This window comes from Gramella sp. AN32 (genome assembly GCF_023718305.1).
In the GTDB taxonomy this organism is placed as follows: domain Bacteria; phylum Bacteroidota; class Bacteroidia; order Flavobacteriales; family Flavobacteriaceae; genus Christiangramia; species Christiangramia antarctica.
This window is the reverse complement of the sequence record NZ_QEYO01000012.1, coordinates 115916-136504: the sequence shown is the minus strand read 5'-3', so window position 1 is coordinate 136504 and position 20589 is coordinate 115916. Positions and strand designations below refer to the sequence as shown.

Below are 20589 nucleotides of genomic sequence, written 5' to 3'. Positions count from 1 at the left end.
AACATATAATTTAACTACCACGATTAAAAATAATTACTCTAAGAATATTCCCGGCGGCCACCTCAAGGATAGTAAATTTCAAGAACTTTTTATTTCTTCATGCCTTCAGATATCATTTAACAATGTTAAACGAAACATTTTACTTTTGTTTTATTTTCCATTTACACGTAGCACATAAGATTTAATAATTGAACTTATCTTCTTTAAATAAACACCTAGAAAAGAAGATAATATACATAATGTTTTGTTAGTATTTTTCAGAATGGCCTAATTATTCAATATAAATATAATTTTAAAAGAAAATATTATCTTTCATATCATTTCTTTTTGTGTACTATAAAATAAAAATAACCATTTTAACAAGTAATAAAAAAAAATTATTTACTTTTATTAAATATCTTAACAAGTCAACTATAAAATTAATATGCTATTATGATTAAAAATAGTTTTAGTTCAATTATCGGGAGGAGAATTCCTCTATCCATTTGGATATATCTTTTTCTTCTAATATTTTCAGCAGGAAATCAAACTATATTTGCGCAAACACAAAATAATGTTTCAGGTATAGTAACTGATGAATCAGGCATGCCACTGCTGGGAGTAACGGTAATGGTAAAAAATACCAACAATGGGGTGGTGACCGATTTTGATGGTAATTATGAAATTTTAGTTAATTCTCCAGATGCTGTATTGGTTTTTACCTATATAGGCTTTCTCCGACAGGAAATTGAGGTGAATGAACGTCAACAAATTAATGTTAGCCTTCAGGAAGATGTGGCTGCCCTGGATGAAGTTGTGGTAGTAGGTTATGGTACCCAACGAAAAAGTGATCTTACAGGAGCTATATCTTCAGTATCTGCTGATGATTTCGAAAAACAACCAGTATCCAGAGTTGAAGAAGCCTTGCAGGGGCGTGCTGCCGGGGTGCAGGTGACCAAGAACTCAGGCGCACCGGGCTCAGACATACGCATTCGAGTACGTGGGAGCAACTCCATAAATGGAAACAACCAACCTCTGGTTGTACTCGATGGGGTTATTGGCGCAGACCTGCGTTCGATTAATACTAACGATATCGCATCGATGGAGATCCTTAAAGACGCATCAGCCACCGCCATCTATGGTTCAAGAGGGGCTAACGGAGTTATATTGGTTACAACTAAACGTGGTAGTGGGGAGTCGGTAATTAACATCGATATGTTTAGCTCATTTTCAGCCATTAGTAACGAAGTGGATATCCTGTCTCCAACAGAATTTGGATCTCTCTTTGATATCCCCGTAGTGGATGGAGGCACCGATTACCAGGACGCCTATTTTAGGACCGGTGTAACTGAAAATCTCCAGGTTTCCGCGAGAGGTAAGGGTGAAAAAATAGGATATTTCGTATCCGGTAATATTTTAGACCAAACAGGTACTGCTATTAACTCCGAATATAGAAGATATTCCCTAAGAAGCAATTTAGATATAGATCTTACAGATAAATTATCGGCACAAGTAAACTTATATGGAAGTAACGAAAAAACCTTGAACCTTGTAGCAAATGGAACACGCACCAGTCCCGATGTTAGGGCTGGTATTACATCCATCTTGGGCTGGGATCCAACCTTACCAATTAGGGATTCGAACGGAAATTATAACCTTAGCTCTGTAAACGGTAACGGATTGATCAATCCTGTTGCACAGCGCCAAGAATCAGAAGCATTCCAGACAACTAATAGTGTCAATGCCAATATTAATCTTTCTTATAATATAACCGACGATCTGAATTTTACCGTAATTGGAGGTATATTGTATGACAATATTTTAAGTGAAAGTTATTTCGGAATTCCAGCTGGATCTGTACTAGGTCCCCCAGTGGGCGGGGGAGGTAGCAGAAATGCCACCACTCTTCAAAATAGTAATATTTTGACCTGGAACAAGAATTTCGAAAATCACAATTTAAAGCTTACGGGGCTATATGAGATCCAAAGCACGACAATTAAAAGTTTGAATGCGAACGGAGGGCCTTATTCTATTCCAGCCAATTTTTATTCGTTGGATCTGGGTACAAATCCATCAGTAAACGCAAGCTTACGACCCAGTGGAATAGAATCTTGGATGGGACGGGGCGAGTATAACTTTGATCGTAAGTTGTATCTTACCGCTACAATTCGATCAGATAAATCTTCTCGTTTTAGACCAGGCAATCAAGTAGGTTATTTCCCATCGGGTAGTATAGCATACCAGTTTAAAGACTTATTCAACGGGACTGTGGAGCGTTTTAAATTAAGGGGTGGATATGGTGAAACAGGCAATCAGAACATCCCGCCCTATACAACCTTTAGCGATCTAGCTACAGGTCAGGACTACCCATTGAATGGTACCTCACTGAGCAGGGGCTTTATACTAGGAAATTTGGGTAATCCAGATCTTACCTGGGAAACAAGCAAACAAACCAATATAGGAGCTGATGCTACTTTTTGGAATGGAAGATTGAACCTTTCACTAAACAAATATTGGAAAAACACCACAGATTTATTATTGAACGTACCACTTCCAACTTTTACAGGTGGTGGAAGTATTACGCGAAATGTAGGAGAGGTTTTTAACGGAGGTTGGGAAGCAAGTCTGGATGTAATTGCAATGGACAAGGAAAGGTTCGTTTGGGATTTCAACTTGAATTACTCATACAACCAGAGTGAGGTAAAAAGTTTATCTGATGACCAGAACGAGATTTTTTTCGAACCTGCAGGGGGGCTTACTAATTCAGCGGGGCCTTATGTTCGCGTAGCGGAGGGACAGCCCCTGGGTGATTTTTACGGAGCCACCTTTTTAGGTACTTATAAAACAGGTGATCCAGAGGGAACCCCGGGAGAGGCAAAATATCTTAGGAATGAGGACGGTTCCGTCGCTCTTAGTATTATAGGAAACGGAGTGCCCAAGCATACCTGGGCTTTAAACAATACCTTTTCATGGGGTGATTTTGATCTCAACTTCCTTTTGCGAGGCGTACATGATTTTGACGTATTGAATGTTACCCGTGGTGCTATTTCACAATCTGGTGGAGTGCAATCTTTACCTACTTTTGGTGAAAATAGAAATCGTTGGACCCCAGAAAACCAGACCGATGTACCAATTGGCGGAGATCATTTCATTAATTCTACACGATTTGTTGAAAAAGGGGATTTTATAAGATTAAGTAATTTAGCCATAGGGTATAATCTAAAAGACATAACCTATATTAAATCTCTAAGAGTATATGCCAGTGCGCAAAACCTTTTCACCATAACCGATTATCAAGGTTACGATCCAGAAGCTAGTTCGGTTTCGACTGGTGAAGGTACAGCATCATCAATAGATTATGGCGCCTATCCTAATTCCAGAACATTTACCATAGGTGTTAAGCTAGGATTTTAATAAAAAAATAAAAAAGCAAAAAAAATGAAAACATTACGAATAAAAAATATTTTTCTGATCTTGCTCACAACTCTAATAGCTATGAGTTGTAATTTGGAGGAAGATCTTTCCGACGCAAAATTGGATCCTTCAGCTTTAAACTCACCAGAGGCATTAGAAGCGGCAGTTGCTGGTATGTATCGCCAGTTTGAGGAGGTCAATAAATGGAATCAATGTTGGATCCGGTCTTACGGAGGTGACGATGTAACCACCCATAGCGGTTTGAACAAACAAGGATTTAGGGATTCAGACAAAATGGTGATGACTTCTTTGACCGCCGGGATTGGTTTATCTTATGGCCCTCCCTATGGAGTAATCAAGGAAGCCAATAATATAATTGCTAACGAAGATAATTTTTCAACCGGGGATGATGAAAATATCAATGCATTGTTGGGAGAGGCCTATTTTCTTAGGGCTTATAATTATTTTCACCTAACCAGGGTTTTTGGTAAGGTGCCTTTAATTTTGTCTACCGACATTTTAGATAATGTAAACCTGGAAAGGGCCGAATTGATTGAAATATATACACAGATCGAAAGTGATTTATTAAAGGCCGAAAGTTTACTCCCAGACAAATATCCTGGGGTGCCTGCTGCCATACGTCCCAATAACGGTTCAGCACGTGCATATCTGGCCAAACTCTATATGCATTGGGCGGGTTGGCCATTAAAGGATAATTCAAAATACGCTATGGCGGCCAGTAGTGCCAAGACTGTTATCGACAACGCAACAGCCCATGGGTTTGCGTTGGTGCCCGATATGGGGACTCTCTGGTCCATAGCCGATGAAAATAGATTTAATTCTGAAATCGTCTTCGGCCTAGGGCATGCGCAACCACTGGGCAATCAATTTGCTAATAGACATACTGGCAGGTTGGGTTACCCAGGTGATGTACAGGGTTGGTCTGAAAATTTTGCCGAAATCGCCTTTTTTGAGGACTTCCCGGAAGGAAAAAGAAAAGAGGACACTTATCGTACGGAGGTAGAATTCAGAGGAGAAACTATTAATTGGAAAGATTTTGAGAACGAAAGCCATCCATTGTTCCTAAAGGTCACTGGATATCAGAATGAAATATCAACTACCAATTCGGTCACCTCTATGACCACCTATAATATGCGTTATGCTGATTTGTTACTGTATTACGCAGAAGCGATAGGAAGATCTGGTGGTACCAGTCCAGATGCTTGGGAGGCCCTGAACAAGGTACGAAGAAGGGCTCACGGATTACCTGTCAATACGCCAGATGCTTCCGTAGATTTGACGAGTGGAGATTTGGCTGAACTAGCTTATATGGAAAGGAAATGGGAATTGGCAGGCGAATTTAAACGCTGGGACGATCTTACGCGTATGGAACGTGTAGCTCAAGCTTTGGCAAATCGCTCCTCTGAGGAATTGGTAGGCCCAATTACCGGAGATACTAGTCCGTCCAATTATTTTGCAGAGATTCCAGAGGAAGAACTAATCACATCCCCGCAATTGAGGGAATAATTTAGATCGCGCTCCTACCTCTTTTTAATTTAAAATTGAATTCAAATCTAAAGTAGACATTTAAGGGAATATATTTAAATAATTCATATTTCCATGGTGTATTGAAACCTTTCTGAAAGCAATCAAAAGAGAACAACATATTAAAATTAGATTTATGATATGTTGTTCTTTATAAATCAGATGACTACACACAATTATTTTATTGAATTTAAAATAAATATATCATTCTAGTGCTTCGGGAGTAAATGAACTTTCTATAGAGACTGAAGAATGGTCACAAATAAATTCAATGATTATAACCTTAGCTTATAAACATGAAGATTACCTTGTTTTTTTGTTTAGTCGTAATGTATTCATTTCCCTATTACATAGTAGGGCAGGAAGAAACTTCAATTCTTAGAAACATTCACTCAAACTATCCCGGTCTAGAAAAAGTACAGAGAGCACTTGATGAAAAAGATCAGAAATCGGCAAAAACAGCTTTTCTGAATTACTTTCAGCAAAAAGAAAATCTATACATTAAAGTTTCCGCAGAAGACACACAAAAACTAAAAAAGGAATTCCTACAGGATGCGGAACGCTCTCTTGCAACCGCAGACGAAATAAGCAATCGGTATTTCCTGTTCCGTTATCCCTGGGATATGGAGAAGACCAATATTCCCTTTCAGTTTAAAAAGGAAATAGATTGGGAAGCCAATCCCTTTGGAGACCCCGAATGGACCTTTATGCTCAATAGGCATCGTTATTGGCAGGATTTAGGGAAAGCTTATCTACTTACCGGTAAAGAAAAATATGCCAAAACTTTTATTAAACAAGTAACGCATTGGATAACCAACAACCCCATTTCCGAAAAAACCAAACAAAGCTCCTGGCGCCGCATTGAAGCCGGGATTAGGACCGAGAATTGGATAAAAAGTTACGAATATTTTAAAGGATCAAAACATATTACGCCAGAATTTCTTCAAATGTTTTTAAACTCTTTGGCTCAACATGCCGAATATCTCAATGAAGATTTTAGTAAATTTTCCCAAACCAGTAACTGGGGAGTTCTGGAGTTTCAGGGTTTATTTCAAATTGCTCTTTTTATACCCGAATTTAAGCAAGCTGAAACCTGGAGGAAAAACGCCATAAAAAACCTTGCGCGCACGGCCAAATACCAAATATTAGAAGATGGCACTCAATGGGAGCAATCCCCAATGTACCACAACGAGGTCTTTCACAGTTTTTTAAATGTAGTGCTGCTTTCACAGCGCAAAGCTATTGAATTACCTAAAATTATAACTAAAAAAACAAGGGCTATGGCTTTTGCCAATATAGCATGGCAAAAACCTAATTATCACCAACCGCTTCTGGGCGATAGCGACGACACCGATTTACGAGACCTGCTTACCACCGCCGGCATAGTATTTATGAATCCCACTATAAAAAGCCGTGCTTTTCCCGAAGCAGATTATGAAAATGAATTCCTTTTCGATAAACAAATAAAAACAGCCTCTAAAAATTTAGAGGGTCAGGTACCAGATTTCCTTTCGGTTTTTCACGAAAATTCAGGGGATCTATATTCCAGGTCATCCTGGGAAGAAGATGCTTTTTATAGCAGTTTACACCTTAAAAGGTTGGGAGGAGGCCACGCTCACGATGACTTACTGCATTTTTCCCTCTTTGCCTTCGGAAGGGACTATCTTATAGATCCGGGAAGGTTCACTTATCTCGATAATAAATGGCGACAATATTTTAAAGATAGTCGCTCTCATAACACCCTGGCTGTGGACGGAAAACCAAACAGTATGTATGCTACTGCCTGGAGCAATGTTTTTGATGCTAAAGAAGAGGGTGTTTTCACAAGAACAGAAAAAGATTTTGATTATGCCGAAGCGATTAATACCGCATATATGCGGTTGGAAGATCCGGTGATAATTCAAAGAAGAATGCTATACCTGAAACCGGATGTTTGGCTGCTTGTGGATAGTTTTGAAGCAGGTAAAAATCATACCTATTCTCAGTTCTTTAATTTTCCGAACAAAAAAGTGATAGTTGGTAACAACTCGGTCACTACCTCTTACGAAGAAAAAAACCTTGTAATACAATCTTTGAAACCGGTAAACATCAGCTTACAGGATGCATGGTTTTCTTCGGAATATAATCTAAAAAAAGAAAGCCTAAAAGCCGAATTTTCCATTGAAAAAGAAGGTTTCGGCTCTTTTATTTCCCTACTGTATTTCCCTGAACGTTCCATAGTAAGCTTTAAAAAAATCCCGGTCTATAACAGGCAGGACAAATTGCTCCTGGATGAAGAAGCGGAAGCCTTAAAATTGAGTTTTCCAGATAAGGAATACACCCTATTGGTGGCACATGATGCATCTGATGAGCTTACACATTTCTTCTATGTGGAAGGAGAAGCATTACTGGGAAAAGTGGTGCTGGTTGAAATTAATGATAATACTAGAAAAGTCATAGTCCTAAAGCCTTAAAATAAGACTCTAAAGAAAAAAAACGGCATCTCAGGATAATGTGAGACCTGAAAAAATATCTCGAAAAAAATGAGTAAAATATATCTTTTTTTAGTGGTTTCATTCTTCTTTGTTTCTTTAAACGGACAAAATAAATCCGCTGTAACGAAAAAGAACCAGAATATAAAACCAAATGTCGTTTTTCTTCTGGTTGATGATCTTGGCTGGAAAGATTTATCAATATATGGTAGTAACTTTTATGAAACGCCTAATATTGACCGGCTTGCCCAAATGGGAACCAGGTTCACCAGTGCTTATACCCCAAACCCTGTTTGTTCCCCCACCAGGGCGGCAATCCTTACAGGGAAGTACCCCTCCCGCGTAGGAATAACAGATTGGATCCCCGGGGACGACCCAAAAAACGAAAAACTCTTAGGGCCAGATGACCTCAACCATTTGCCAATAGAAGAAATAACCATAGCCGAAACATTAAAAGACAATGGCTATAAAACCTTTTTTTCGGGCAAATGGCACTTGGGAGGTAATGCCTATTTACCCACAGATCAAGGCTTCGATATCAACCTGGGCGGCTCTCATTACGGACAGCCGCCAGGGGGATATTATTCCCCATATCAAAATGAAAAGCTGGAGGATGGGCCCGAAGGGGAATACCTTACCGACAGGCTCACCAGTGAGGCTATTAATTTTATGGAAAGGAATAAAAATGAACCGTTTTATGTTCATTTATCCTTCTATACTGTACATACCCCCATTCAGGCAAACAAAGAATATATTGAAAAGTTTCAAAAAAAGAAAGAAAGATTAGGGGAAAGTGAACCTCAAATGCAAAAAGAAGGACTTGGATATACAGTACAAAACCAGGTTAATGCTGCGTATGCCTCAATGGTATATGCTTTAGATAAGAATGTGGGAAGATTGCTGAATAAACTTGACTCCCTCCATCTTACAGAAAACACCCTCATTATATTTACCTCGGACAATGGAGGCCTTACAACGCTGGAACAGGATTGGGGCACTGCTCCTACTGCAGTTAAACCTTTAAGAGCCGGGAAAGGATGGGCTTATGAAGGCGGAATACGGGTACCCCTTATCATAAAACCCCCTAAAGAAAACCCACAGCGACAGATGTTGGAGACACCTGTTATCAGTATGGACCTCTACCCTACTATCCTGGATTATTTACATATCCCGAAGATACCCGAACAGCATAAGGATGGTACCAGTTTGTATGACCTGATAGAAAAAGGGAAAGAACCGGACCAAAAAGCTTTATTCTTTCATTATCCCCATTATCATGGCAGCGGATGGACCCCCGGTAGCGCAATACTCGAAGGGGATTGGAAACTAATTCATTTCTACGAAAACGATAGCTATGAATTGTACAATGTGAAGGACGATATAGGCGAAGACGAAGAACTCTCTCACCAATATCCTGATAAAGTGGAGACCCTAAAACAAGAATTGAAAGAAAATATAATAAAAACCAATAGTCGTTTACCTGTTAAAAATGAATGATTCCTTCTAATAATCAAAAATCAAAAAAAGACCCGAGCCGCCGTCTATAATTGGCGGAAAATAAAAACCAAATATTATGAAAAACTATTTCCTATTACTATTACTGATCACGGTAGGCCATACGTATGGCAAAACCGTAATTGGCATTGAGCCCAGTAGCACAAGCACCAACAACTTACCATATCAACAGGATTTTGAAACCGGGCTTGATGATTGGACTCCGGTAAGTGTTTCTGGCAACAGTGTGTGGTCCCAGCAAATTTACAATGGCAATGGGTATGCCGAATTCAAGGGGCAAAAAGAAATTAATGAGGACTGGCTAATTTCTCCAAAAGTTGATCTGACAGCTACCAATGCTGTTCAAATGACCTTCGACCTTCAGCACAGGTATGGCACCGCAAATTCAAACCAATTACAGGTATTGATCTCTACAGATTATAATGGGGATATTTCCTTAGCAACCTGGACAGAATTGCCTTTTGACGTGCCTCCTGCCTCGTCCTCCTGGGATGATCCCAGTACATCCATCGTTTTGGTTTTGAACGCTTACAAAAACCAACAGGTTACAATAGCCTTTAAAGCCGCTGCAGATGGCACGTCTAACGCCACCAGAAATTGGCGGATTGACAATATTCAAATTAGCGAACAAGCAAATGAGCAAACCAGTCTTCCCTATTCACAAGATTTTGAAGGAGGCAGTCTGGCGGACTGGACTTCCATCCAGGTAAGCGGCGGAACAAGCGTTTGGGAATATAGAAGTGATGCCCTGGGCAGCTATGCGAGGATTAGAAGTAATAAAGATTACGGCAGTGAAACCGAAAACTGGCTGGTTTCCCCGGCGCTCAATTTGCAAACGACGGAGAATGTAGAATTATCATTCCTATCTGCATACAGATATGGTACCTCAAATTCCAATGAAATGAGCTTGTGGATAACAACTTCCTATACAGGCGACGTATCCACTACCAAATGGACACAACTGGACTACACTAAACCTGAAACAGCTGATTATCAAAGATATTCTTCCGGAGCTATAAACCTTGATCCTTATAGGGATGCAGATGTAAGGATTGCGTTCAAAGCCACCTCTGATGGTACCTCAAATGCCAGCCGTAATTTCCATGTGGATGATATCACTATAACAACACCTGAAAACTCTTCCTGCTTTGATAATACAGGTAATGAAGAAGGTTGGGAAAGGATAGGAGATGTAACCATCAATGAAGTGACCGATGATGGCGATAATGGCGATGGTGCGAATGATGGTGCCTTGGCCGTGGTTTCATTGTCGTCTGGCACAAATGAGGAACAAGGGGCGTTCTATACCTTTGACTGCCCGATGGTGGCAGATGAACCCTTACAGATAGAATCAGTTCTTTTCAATACCAGAAATTCCTACGTAGCAACCGACATGCAGCTTTACAACAGCACCGACGATGTAGTCCTGGCCTCCACGGGAAGGACAGTGGTTCCGGCAAACGGAACTGCACCGATGTCGTTATCATATGTAACACAAGCTTCCGATGACGGGGACGAACTGCAACTACGATATTTAAGATCGGATGATGGCAACCCCGTGCGTAGTTTCAGCATTGACTGGGCCACTATCAACGGGGCTACGCTGAACATGAAAATCGCTCCGGCACCATTAGACTCCGCCTGTGCCCAAGGTGTTGATGTTGAACCGGATATTCCGTTGTCGCCAGTTACGGCACAACAGGTCGTGGAAGCCGAAAAGGTTTACAATACGCTTTCAGATACTTATCTGGGTACTGCTCCCAACAACAATTTTCAAAATCAGTTTGACCAGGCACTGGAAGACTATGATAATCTAAACATTAGCAAAAATGGCAACGAGGTGAACGGAAAAGATACCAACTTTGGCGCTTCCGGAAGTATTATTTCTGCCTTTGCCAAACATCTCAAATTTGTAGATCCTACCGATAATGCTATAGCCGAAAAGGCATCCAATGTGGTCGCCCTGGTATCGCAACAATTTTGTAGAGGGACTATTTTATTGGATGGAAACGCTTATGATTTCGTGAATTTTTCCCGACCTACCATGTATTTGAAAGATTATCTTTCAGATGAGTTAAAAGATCAGTTTGGATATGTTCTCGATGCCCACACGAGGAATTTTGAAAATTTTTGGGGTGATTATTCAGAAGGAGAAGAATATAATACCGATTGGATGTACAATATGAGTGAACAAATGGTCTTATACGGAAGCTTTAGATATCCCGATAACGAGGAAGAAAAAGTACGTTATATGAAAGCCGGAAAACGTTATTTAGAACGCTTCTTCACCTATTCCCATGGTACTGGTGATGGGGTAAAACCCGATGGAACAGGATTTCACCATTGGACGGCCTATGACAGTTATATGTATGCTTTTAGATCAGCGATTAATATTATTGAGGCATTTGACGATACAGAGTTCCAGATAGATCAAGAGTATTATTACATAATAAGAGATGCTATTTATGCGCAGAAAATGTTTTCAAACGATGCGCAGACCAGGGCATTGTCCATGGCCGGCAGAAAACCTTTTCTAAGAAAAGTAAGCACCGGAAAAAATGAAGTTTCAAAATTGGCAATTAGCGGGGGAAAAATATTGGGCCTCCCTACCGCCGATCCACTTTTGGCAGGATATTACAACCGGGTTTGGGGAAATAATCTCGAATTCAATTATACTACGGTCACTCCCTTTGAAGAAGGATTTATTCAGTTTAACCACGCTCACGCGGGGGTTTATAGAAAAGACAACTGGGTTGCAGTTATGAACGGTTTTAGCAACAATATGTGGGGTGCTGAACTTTATCCCGCCAATAACCGCTATGGGCGCTATCAAAGTTATGGTGCATTGGAAATCATGTATCCTGGAGGTACGGAACTGGGCGAAAATGGTTTTGATGCAGAAACCTGGAACTGGAACTACAATCCAGGGGCCACAACCATAGTACTGCCCTGGGAGGAACTCCACGGCGAGCGTTCACGGATAGACGAATTGCAACAAAAACGATTCGTAGGAGTCCTGGCATTCAAGAACAAAGGGAAAACTATAGGGGCTCTTAAGGAAAATTTTGGCACCTACGGTCTATTTGCGATGGATTTTCAGGAAAAAGAAAACCAAGGATTTGGCACCACTTTTGGTCCAAATACCCATAATGCCAGCTTTTCCTTCAAAAAATCAAACTTTGCCTTTGATGACCTGATCGTTAGTCTGGGATCTGGTATTGCCAACAATGATACCGGCAACCCTACTGTGACCACATTATACCAACGCCTGGCAGACGTTCAGAGCGGTGCAACGGTAAATTCGGACTTTTACGGAACAGGGGAAAACAGTTTCCCGGGCACACAGGATAACTGGGTAATTAGTGACTACAATACCGGTTTTTATGTGGTATCGGGCAGCGGGGACCTAAAAATATGGAAGGGCGATCAACAAACACCTAACGAAAATGAGACCGATCCAAATGCTTATCATGACAATGAAATAGGCACCTATACTCTTGGGTACATTGACCATGGTACCAATCCTACCGATACCGGATATGAATACGTTATAAAGCCCAATGCGACAGCGAACGAAATGCAAGCAATTGCTGCCGAAAAACCTTATACCGTTTTGGAGAAATCTTCGGAAAGGCACGTGGTAAAGCATAATGAGAAGAATATGTGGGGATATGCTTTGTTTGGTGCATCGTCAGAACTGGACTATGGAGCAATAAGAGCCAACGATACGCCTTGTTTGGTCATGTATGAAGAAATTGACAATAAACATATTTTACTGTCAATGACAAATCCCGACCTGGGATTTGAATCCCGGTCCGATCAACCGGCTCAAACAACGAATATTCAATTAACTTTGCGCGATGAATGGTCCCTTTCAAAATCGAATTCACAGGTGACGAAAGTGAACTCTACAGACAGCACCACCACATTCCAGTTTACGGTGAAGCAGGCTATGCCGGTAGAAGTTGATTTGATAAAAACCAAGGAAGCTAAAAAAGTCCATATTACTCCTTCTGCTACTCAGTATTTAGAGGTTGGTGAAACCTATGGTTTTAGAGGTTTTGTAACACCTAATAATGCCACTGAAGTTTCCCTGGTTTGGAGCTCTAATAATGAGGCAGTGGCAACAGTAGATCAGGAAGGAAAGGTTACAGGTAAATCTGCGGGCAACACCGTTATAACCTTGACCGATGAAGGAAGTGAAAAATTTGATACTGTTGAAATAATAGTAGATTTTTCAGAAGAAGACGACAAATTGAGTAAACAAGGTATTGGATTAATAATATCCCCCAATCCTACAACTTCAGTTTTTACAGCCCATTTGGAAAATATAATTACCAGTTATGTAATTTATGATTATTTTGGAAATGTTAAACTCTCAGAGTTTAATTTAAAGTCCAAGGAATTGGTTATTCAAGTTGAGAGTCTAAATGAAGGTGTCTATATTCTTGAGGTTACAGACGATGCAGGGAATACCCGATCTAAATTGTTCATCAAAAAGTAACAAATTAAGTTCTGGCATAGTGAACTCTAAAGCAATAGATTTAATGGTTCTTATAATATCCAGGTTTAACCACCCCCTTCAAAAAACGGGGTGGTTTCATATCAATACTATATTAATCCTAGCTTTTTTTAAAAGATGATATTAGGCAAAAGAAATAAAGAGGGAACTTATACCGTCGATTTCATTCTGAAGATATGTAACTAGAGTGGATTAGACTCGTTTTTGTTATTTTTATCTATAAGGTTAAGAATTTCCTATTTAATAAATAAAAGTGTAATGCTGAAAATCAGTATTAGAAACGTAGATATTTTTAGACAGATAAAACAGCTATTGCATCTCCGGTTCGTATTCGGTTTTGTGAGTTTTGTCTTTTTGGGATGCACAGACGATTCCCCCAAGAATATAGAGAAGAAATTGTTCGAGATTCTTCCGGCAAATTATTCCGGGATTAGCTTTAAGAACGAACTACAAGAATCTGAAGACTTTCATTATTATAAGTATATTTACTCTTATATAGGTGGTGGTGTGGCCGCCGCAGACTTTGACAACGATGGCAACATCGATCTTCTTTTTACCTCCAATCAAGGCCCTGAAAAACTCTATCGTAATCTAGGTGATCTTAAATTTGAGGATATTACAGCATCATCTGGTTTAAAGGACATCGAAGGTTTTGATGCAGGTATTTCAGTGGTGGACATCAATGCAGACGGTAATTTGGACATCTATATTTGCAGAGCAGGAAAATACAAGGATGCCCATTTGACCAACCTGCTCTATATCAACAATGGCGATCTTACCTTTACCGAAAAGGCAGAAGAATACGGCCTAAACGACAGTAACCGGTCCATTCAAGCCGCTTTTTTTGATTTTGACAAGGATGGCGACCTGGATGTATATATCGCCAATAGTCCTGTAATTACAAGAGATTACAGAGAAATTAAAGATCTAAAAGCTGTTCAAACAGATCCAAAGACCATTGCATTAAAGGGAAGCGATAAACTCTACAGAAATAACGGCTCAGGTAAATTTGAAGACATATCAATTCAAGCGGGTATCATGCCAGACATTGGCTTTGGGCTTAATGCCTTGGTGGGCGATCTTAACCAAGACGGTTGGCCGGATATTTATGTGAGCAACGATTTTGAAATACCTGATTTTGCATACATCAACAATGGCGATGGAACTTTTTCGGAGCGTGTAAAAGACATTGCCAAACACACTTCCTATTATAGCATGGGCTCAGATATCGGGGATATCAACAACGATGGCCTAAATGATATAATCGTGCTCGATATGAGTCCCGAAGATTACGTACGATCTAAGACCACCATGGCCATGACTTCGATAGACAAGTTCCAAAAAATGGTAGCCAATGAATATCATTACCAGTATATGCACAACGTATTGCAATTGAACAATGGCAACAACACCTATAGCGAGATCGGTCTCATGGGCAACATCGCCCATACCGATTGGAGTTGGTCAGCCTTGCTGGCCGATTATGATCTTGATGGATATAATGATATTTATATTACTAATGGAGTTTTCCGGGATGTCATTGATCAAGACATGACCAACGAAATCTTGCGGCAGATAAGAGCTAAAGGAAAGCGTCCTACGGATAGTGAGTTCCTAAAGTACACCCAAATGCTTCCCCAACAAAAACTACAGAATTATTTTTATAGGAACCAGGGGGATAGAACTTTTGAAGATACTTCCGATAAATGGGCAGATCAAGAGGTTAGCTTCTCTAATGGAGCTGTATATGCCGATTTGGACAATGATGGGGATCTTGATCTTGTGACCAATAATATACAGGAAAAGGCATCCATACTAAAAAACAATTCCAGAGAAATGGAACTGGGAAACTATCTGGAAATCCAATTTAAGGGACCGGATAAAAATCCGTTTGGGGTTGGGACAAACGCAAGATTAATGTCAAAAGAAGGTATGGTGCAGATACGCCAACTGACCAATAGTAGAGGTTTTTTGTCCTCGGTTTCCAATCGTTTACATTTCGGATTAGGCCAAATGGAAACAATCCACTCCCTTTTAATTTTGTGGCCAGATGGCAAACAGCAGAAATTAGTCGATGTCTCCACCAACCAATTGGTAGAAGTACGATATACCGATGCCATTCTCCCACCTAAAGGAAGCAATCTAGTAGAAACCGAAGAAGAGGATGCTATTTTCACCGAAAAAAAAGTTGAAATGGCTCACGTGGATATTCCCTTTGACGACTTTTCAAAACAATTGCTATTACCGCACAAACTATCTCAAACCGGGCCCGCAGTGGCAGTTTCTGATCTGGACCAGGATGGTATAGATGATGTGTACGTGGGGGGAGGCCAAGGAATGCCCGCAACCTTATGGAAAGGAGATCCTTCCGGAAATTTTCAGGCAAGCTCGCAGCCGGACTTCGATCTGGATAGGGAGTACGAAGATGTAAATGCGGCTTTTTTCGATGCCGATAATGACGGCGATCAGGATCTCTATGTAGTAAGTGGCAGTTATGAATTTAATGCGGATTCGCCGTTACTTCAGGACAGGCTGTACATAAATAATGGAAAAGGAAAATTCAAGAAAGAACCCGGTACTCTACCTGAAATTCATTCTTCAGGCTCTATAGTCTGCCCTGCCGACTTTGACGGTGATGGGGATATGGATCTTTTTGTTGGGGGAAGAGTCATTCCAGGCCTTTATCCTTACGCCCCTTTGAGCTATCTTTTAATTAACGATCAAGGCAAATTTCATATTGGAACACCTCCCCTGGCACCTGACCTAGAGAAACCGGGGATGGTAACTGCAGCTCAATGGAAAGATTTGGACAAGGATGGCGATTTAGAGCTAATAGTAACGGGCGAATGGATCGGCATCAAGGTATTTGAAAACGAATCCGGCAGGTTGAACCAATCCAAGGCCTATCCTACTTTGGCAAATACTACCGGTTGGTGGAACGCAATTAAGGTAACCGATGTAAATGGTGATGGCTATGAGGATATAATTGCCGGCAATTTAGGGTTGAACTCCAAATTTCACGCATCCTCCGAAAAACCTTTTCACGTCTACACCTCCGATTTTGATTCCAATGGTACGACCGATATTATGTTGGCTAAGTATTACAAAGATCGTCAAGTACCCGTTCGTGGAAAAGGATGTTCGTCCCAACAAATCCCTGGTCTAAGAAACTCGATTCCCACATATAAGGATTTTGCCTCAAAGGATTTAGCTGGAATTTTAGGAACTACCTTAGAAAATGCACTGCATTACGAGGTAAACGAGTTCAGATCCGGAATTTTCTGGAATAAACAAGGTAAGGGTTTCCAATTTGAGCCTTTTCATATATCGGTGCAACAGTCTCCCATCAATAGTATTATTTACGAGGATTTTGATGGTGACCAGATTAAAGACTTGTTACTGGCCGGAAACAATTATCAGGCCGAGGTAGAAACAACTCGATCGGATGCGGGGACCGGTACCTTTCTAAAAGGTAAAGGAAAGGGCGAATTTGAGTATCTCCCCAATACACAGACTGGTTTTTATGCCGATCAAGACGTTAGAGCCTTAAAATTATTACAACATCAAAAGTTTCAGTCGGTACTCGTTGTCAACAACAATAGCAATTTCAAATGGTTTACATTTTACGCCGATAAATCTACCGACTAATCTCAGACAATAAAATAATATCTGTATTATTTTAAATCTTTTATATTAATAAGAACTTGAATACTTTGCCCTCTGAATCCAAGTTCAGAATTGATATAGGAAATGTTCATCATTGTATTTTCATTGACTAAATTTATGGTTAAAGTTCCTTTAATAGAAGTGAAGATATAGAATCATCAATCTTCAAAGAAAGGTAGAGAGATAATTTTTTCTTATTCCAGTAGTTGGAAAGCTATGGCTTTTTTCAATTGAATATAGTGTTTGAAGGAATAAAGTATGTTTAAAATAACGGAAAGAAAATAAAAAAGATTCGAGACAATGAAAGTTTTTCTTAATTCAATTTTGGGTATTATCCTCTTCTCCGTTCTTTTTTCATGTAATGTTGAAAAAGAAAATAAAACAATACAAAATAGGCTTGCCGAGGCAAGTAGTCCTTATCTGTTGGAGCATGCAGATAATCCTGTTAACTGGTACGAATGGAGTCCCGAAGCACTGGAAAAAGCAAAAAAAGAAGATAAGCCTATAATTATCAGTATTGGTTATGCGGCCTGCCATTGGTGCCACGTAATGGAAGAAGAGAGTTTCATGGATTCTACTGTTGCGGAAATTATGAATAAAAATTTTGTTTCTATAAAAATAGATAGGGAGGAGCGACCAGATATAGATAAAATTTATATGCATGCAGCTCAGTTATTAAATGGAAGTGGTGGCTGGCCTCTAAATGCTATAAGCTTGCCAAATGGAAAGCCTTTCTTTGCGGGCACTTATTTCACTAAACCCCAGTGGAAGAAAATTTTACGACAGATTAGCCAGACTTACCGCAACGATAAATCAAAAATAACTGAAATCGCTGAAGATTTAACTAATGATATTAGAAGAACAAATGGCATAGAGAATGTTGATACTGCAGATTACTCTTCTTCCAAAGAAAATTATATCACTCTGCTCGATAATTGGAAAAAACGTTGGGACAAGCAAAATGGTGGATATAGAGAGGCTCAAAAATTTCCAATGCCTGTTTCCTGGAGCGCACTTTTGCAATATTATTATCTATCAGGCAATGAGGAAGCTTTAGATATGGTGAATACCACTCTGAATAAGATGGTCAGAGGAGGTTTGTATGACCAGTTGGGAGGAGGATTTGCCAGATATACAACTGATGAGAAATGGATGATTCCGCATTTCGAGAAAATGCTTTATGATAATGCACAATTGATAAGCCTATATTCAAAGGCATACAAAGTTTCAGGTTATGAAGAATATCAACAAACCATTGAGCAGAGTCTTGCATTCGTGGAAAGGGAGCTCTCTAATGATGAAGGAGGTTATTTTTCTTCTATCAATGCCGATAGCGATGGTGAGGAAGGAAAATTCTATGTATGGTCTTTTAAAGAAATCAATGAGCTACTGAAACCTAGTGAAGTAGATTTGATTTCAGATTATTACAATATAGAGCTTAATGGTAATTGGGAAAAACAAAAGAATATTCTTTACAGACGATATTCCGCAAATGATTTTAGCAGAAAAAGGAAACTTTCGTATCCAGAATTTCTATCTACTTTGAATGCTGCAAAAAATAAGCTATTGATGGCAAGAAAAAAGAGGATAAAACCAACCATTGATTATAAAATCCTTACCTCGTGGAATGCACTCATGATACAGGCTTATATTGATGCATATACAGCTCTGGGCAATCCCAAATTTTTGAAAAAAGCAATTAAAACAGGTAACTTTTTAAGAAAAAATACTTTAAAGGCGGATGGCGGCCTATGGAGGAGCTATAAACATAGCGGAAAACAAGTGTCCGGATTTTTAGATGATTATGCTTTTTTAATTGAAGCTTATATTGATTTATACCAGATAACTTTTGATCCAGAATGGTTAGAAAGTGCCGAAGACCTAACTAATTATACTATTAAAAATTTTAGAGATAACACTCAAACTTTGTTTTACTATACAAACCATAATCAAAGTGAACTAATAGTGAGAAATGTTGAAATTGATGATAATGTTTTACCGTCTTCCAATTCCGTTATGGCTCATAACCTGTATGTTTTAGGGAATTTACTCGAAAATAAGGAATACCTGGAAATGAGTAAAAACATGCTGGAAAGGGTTTACAGTGAAATTATTACCAATCCCTCTTATTATGCAAACTGGGTGAATTTATTGGGTAGAAAGGCGTTTGGAACTTATGAGATCGCGGTGGTAGGAGAAGAAGCTGCTGTAAAAAATAACCTCCTTCAAAACAAATATTTGCCAACCGCTATATTTTTGGGTGGGGAAAGCGAGAATTTGCCCCTCCTAAAAAGTAAACTTGTCGAAGGAGAAACCTTGATCTACATTTGCCAAAATAAAACGTGTAAATATCCGGTTTCTGAAATTCAAGCGGCCTTCAATCTTCTTGAAAATCAACAAAATGATTTTGAAGATAAGTTAAAACTATGGAAATAATAAAGTGATCTAGGAAGTAAATAGCTAAAAACAAGTAGGTGATTTTTATTGGTTTATCGTTTCTAATAATTAAAAAAGAACTTTTTATCCGGCTGTGTATATAAAACCGGGACCTCATAAGCGCCCTACCTTGTCTATTGATTAATATGTAAACGTATTTTCTTACTTTTACCTCAGGAAGATATCTTTGGCATTATTGAAATAAAAAAATAAAAAGGTTGATCAAAACTGGTCTTGTATTATAATTAAGAGCCAGGTTGCATGGAATAAAATGTATAATGCATTCTTTTTAATATCAACAGATTAATAACAGCCTATAGCTCCCCTTTTTCCAGCTCAAATATTCCAAAGGAAGAAGGAATATGAAAATCAGGTTCTTTCACTTGAGGATCTATCCAGGTAATCCAGGTGGGTTGATAACCTGTTCCTTTCTGTTTTATATATTTTGCCCTATATATTCCGGTTTCTATAATTCCATTATGTAAAAGGTCAAAGTTTTCTAAAAATTTTATACTCACCGTTCCCTCTACTGAATATCCTTTTTCTGTCATTTGGGATGTGACTTTTAAATGCTCTTTTGTATAACTCCACTGAAAGTTAAAATTTCTATTGGGCCGGGCCTTAAAATCCATGATTCTTGCTTTTGGATCTATTTCCATGCAGTAATAAGGATCAAGGTCCTTATTTTTTCTGAAAAATATCTCAACCCTATCTGATGACCCTATACTTTCAACACTATTATCATTCTCATTGATATAAATTGAACTATCCTTAGCATCAAATCGGAAGTATAAATTTTTAGAATCCCAAAGGGCACGAAATTCTGTATTTGGAACTTTTTTTGAACTCCAAGGATTTTTAAAATCAACTAAAACATTTGCTTGAATCCAGGGAAATTCTCCGAATTTCTTTGAATAATCTATTACATTCTGGGGAAGATGTCTAACCCTGTACTTTGATGTTGCCATAACTAATCAATAATTGTTCTTTTCAGAAATACTTCTAAAGATTTTTTAGTACCCGGAACCCATTTCTTAGCTC

Annotated in this window: 8 protein-coding genes; 7 read left to right on the top strand and 1 reads right to left on the bottom strand. The window is 39.2% G+C overall.

Features of this window, described 5'->3' with window-relative positions; translation table 11 throughout:
- Positions 1 to 432 precede the first annotated feature (432 nt).
- From DHD80_RS13570 to DHD80_RS13540, 7 genes are all read left to right on the top strand, one after another.
- Positions 433 to 3393, top strand: coding sequence for a TonB-dependent receptor (locus tag DHD80_RS13570; protein ID WP_251741970.1), 2961 nt, complete (start codon positions 433 to 435; stop codon positions 3391 to 3393).
- Between the two features lie 24 nt (positions 3394 to 3417).
- Positions 3418 to 4920 carry a RagB/SusD family nutrient uptake outer membrane protein gene (locus DHD80_RS13565; protein WP_251741968.1) on the top strand — a complete coding sequence of 501 codons (1503 nt, stop codon included), beginning with the start codon at positions 3418 to 3420 and terminating at the stop codon, positions 4918 to 4920.
- 347 nt (positions 4921 to 5267) lie between these two features.
- Positions 5268 to 7391, top strand: a complete 2124-nt coding sequence (locus DHD80_RS13560; protein WP_251741966.1) for an alginate lyase family protein — start codon at positions 5268 to 5270, stop codon at positions 7389 to 7391.
- A gap of 69 nt (positions 7392 to 7460) precedes the next feature.
- Positions 7461 to 8906 (top strand): sulfatase, encoded by a 1446-nt coding sequence (locus DHD80_RS13555; RefSeq protein WP_251741964.1) that lies wholly within the window; start codon positions 7461 to 7463, stop codon positions 8904 to 8906.
- A 76-nt stretch (positions 8907 to 8982) separates the two neighbouring features.
- A complete protein-coding gene (locus tag DHD80_RS13550; RefSeq protein WP_251741962.1) occupies positions 8983 to 13428 on the top strand; it encodes a choice-of-anchor J domain-containing protein in 4446 nt (1481 codons plus the stop codon).
- A 276-nt stretch (positions 13429 to 13704) separates the two neighbouring features.
- Positions 13705 to 17094 (top strand): VCBS repeat-containing protein, encoded by a 3390-nt coding sequence (locus tag DHD80_RS13545; RefSeq protein WP_251741961.1) that lies wholly within the window; start codon positions 13705 to 13707, stop codon positions 17092 to 17094.
- 318 nt (positions 17095 to 17412) lie between these two features.
- Positions 17413 to 19548, top strand: coding sequence for a thioredoxin domain-containing protein (locus DHD80_RS13540; RefSeq protein ID WP_251741959.1), 2136 nt, complete (start codon positions 17413 to 17415; stop codon positions 19546 to 19548).
- Between the two features lie 314 nt (positions 19549 to 19862).
- Here DHD80_RS13540 and DHD80_RS13535 read toward each other — a convergent pair whose 3' ends face one another.
- Positions 19863 to 20516: a CBM9 family sugar-binding protein gene (locus tag DHD80_RS13535; RefSeq protein ID WP_251741958.1), complete on the bottom strand. Its 654-nt coding sequence runs from the start codon at positions 20514 to 20516 to the stop codon at positions 19863 to 19865.
- Positions 20517 to 20589 lie beyond the last annotated feature (73 nt).

Coding starts and splice junctions, on each gene's coding strand:
- DHD80_RS13540 (WP_251741959.1), top strand. CDS start 17,413: ATGAAAGTTTTTCTTAATTCAATTTTGGGTATTATCCTCTTCTCCGTT.
- DHD80_RS13535 (WP_251741958.1), bottom strand. CDS start 20,516: ATGGCAACATCAAAGTACAGGGTTAGACATCTTCCCCAGAATGTAATA.
- DHD80_RS13550 (WP_251741962.1), top strand. CDS start 8,983: ATGAAAAACTATTTCCTATTACTATTACTGATCACGGTAGGCCATACG.
- DHD80_RS13545 (WP_251741961.1), top strand. CDS start 13,705: ATGCTGAAAATCAGTATTAGAAACGTAGATATTTTTAGACAGATAAAA.
- DHD80_RS13565 (WP_251741968.1), top strand. CDS start 3,418: ATGAAAACATTACGAATAAAAAATATTTTTCTGATCTTGCTCACAACT.
- DHD80_RS13570 (WP_251741970.1), top strand. CDS start 433: ATGATTAAAAATAGTTTTAGTTCAATTATCGGGAGGAGAATTCCTCTA.
- DHD80_RS13555 (WP_251741964.1), top strand. CDS start 7,461: ATGAGTAAAATATATCTTTTTTTAGTGGTTTCATTCTTCTTTGTTTCT.
- DHD80_RS13560 (WP_251741966.1), top strand. CDS start 5,268: ATGTATTCATTTCCCTATTACATAGTAGGGCAGGAAGAAACTTCAATT.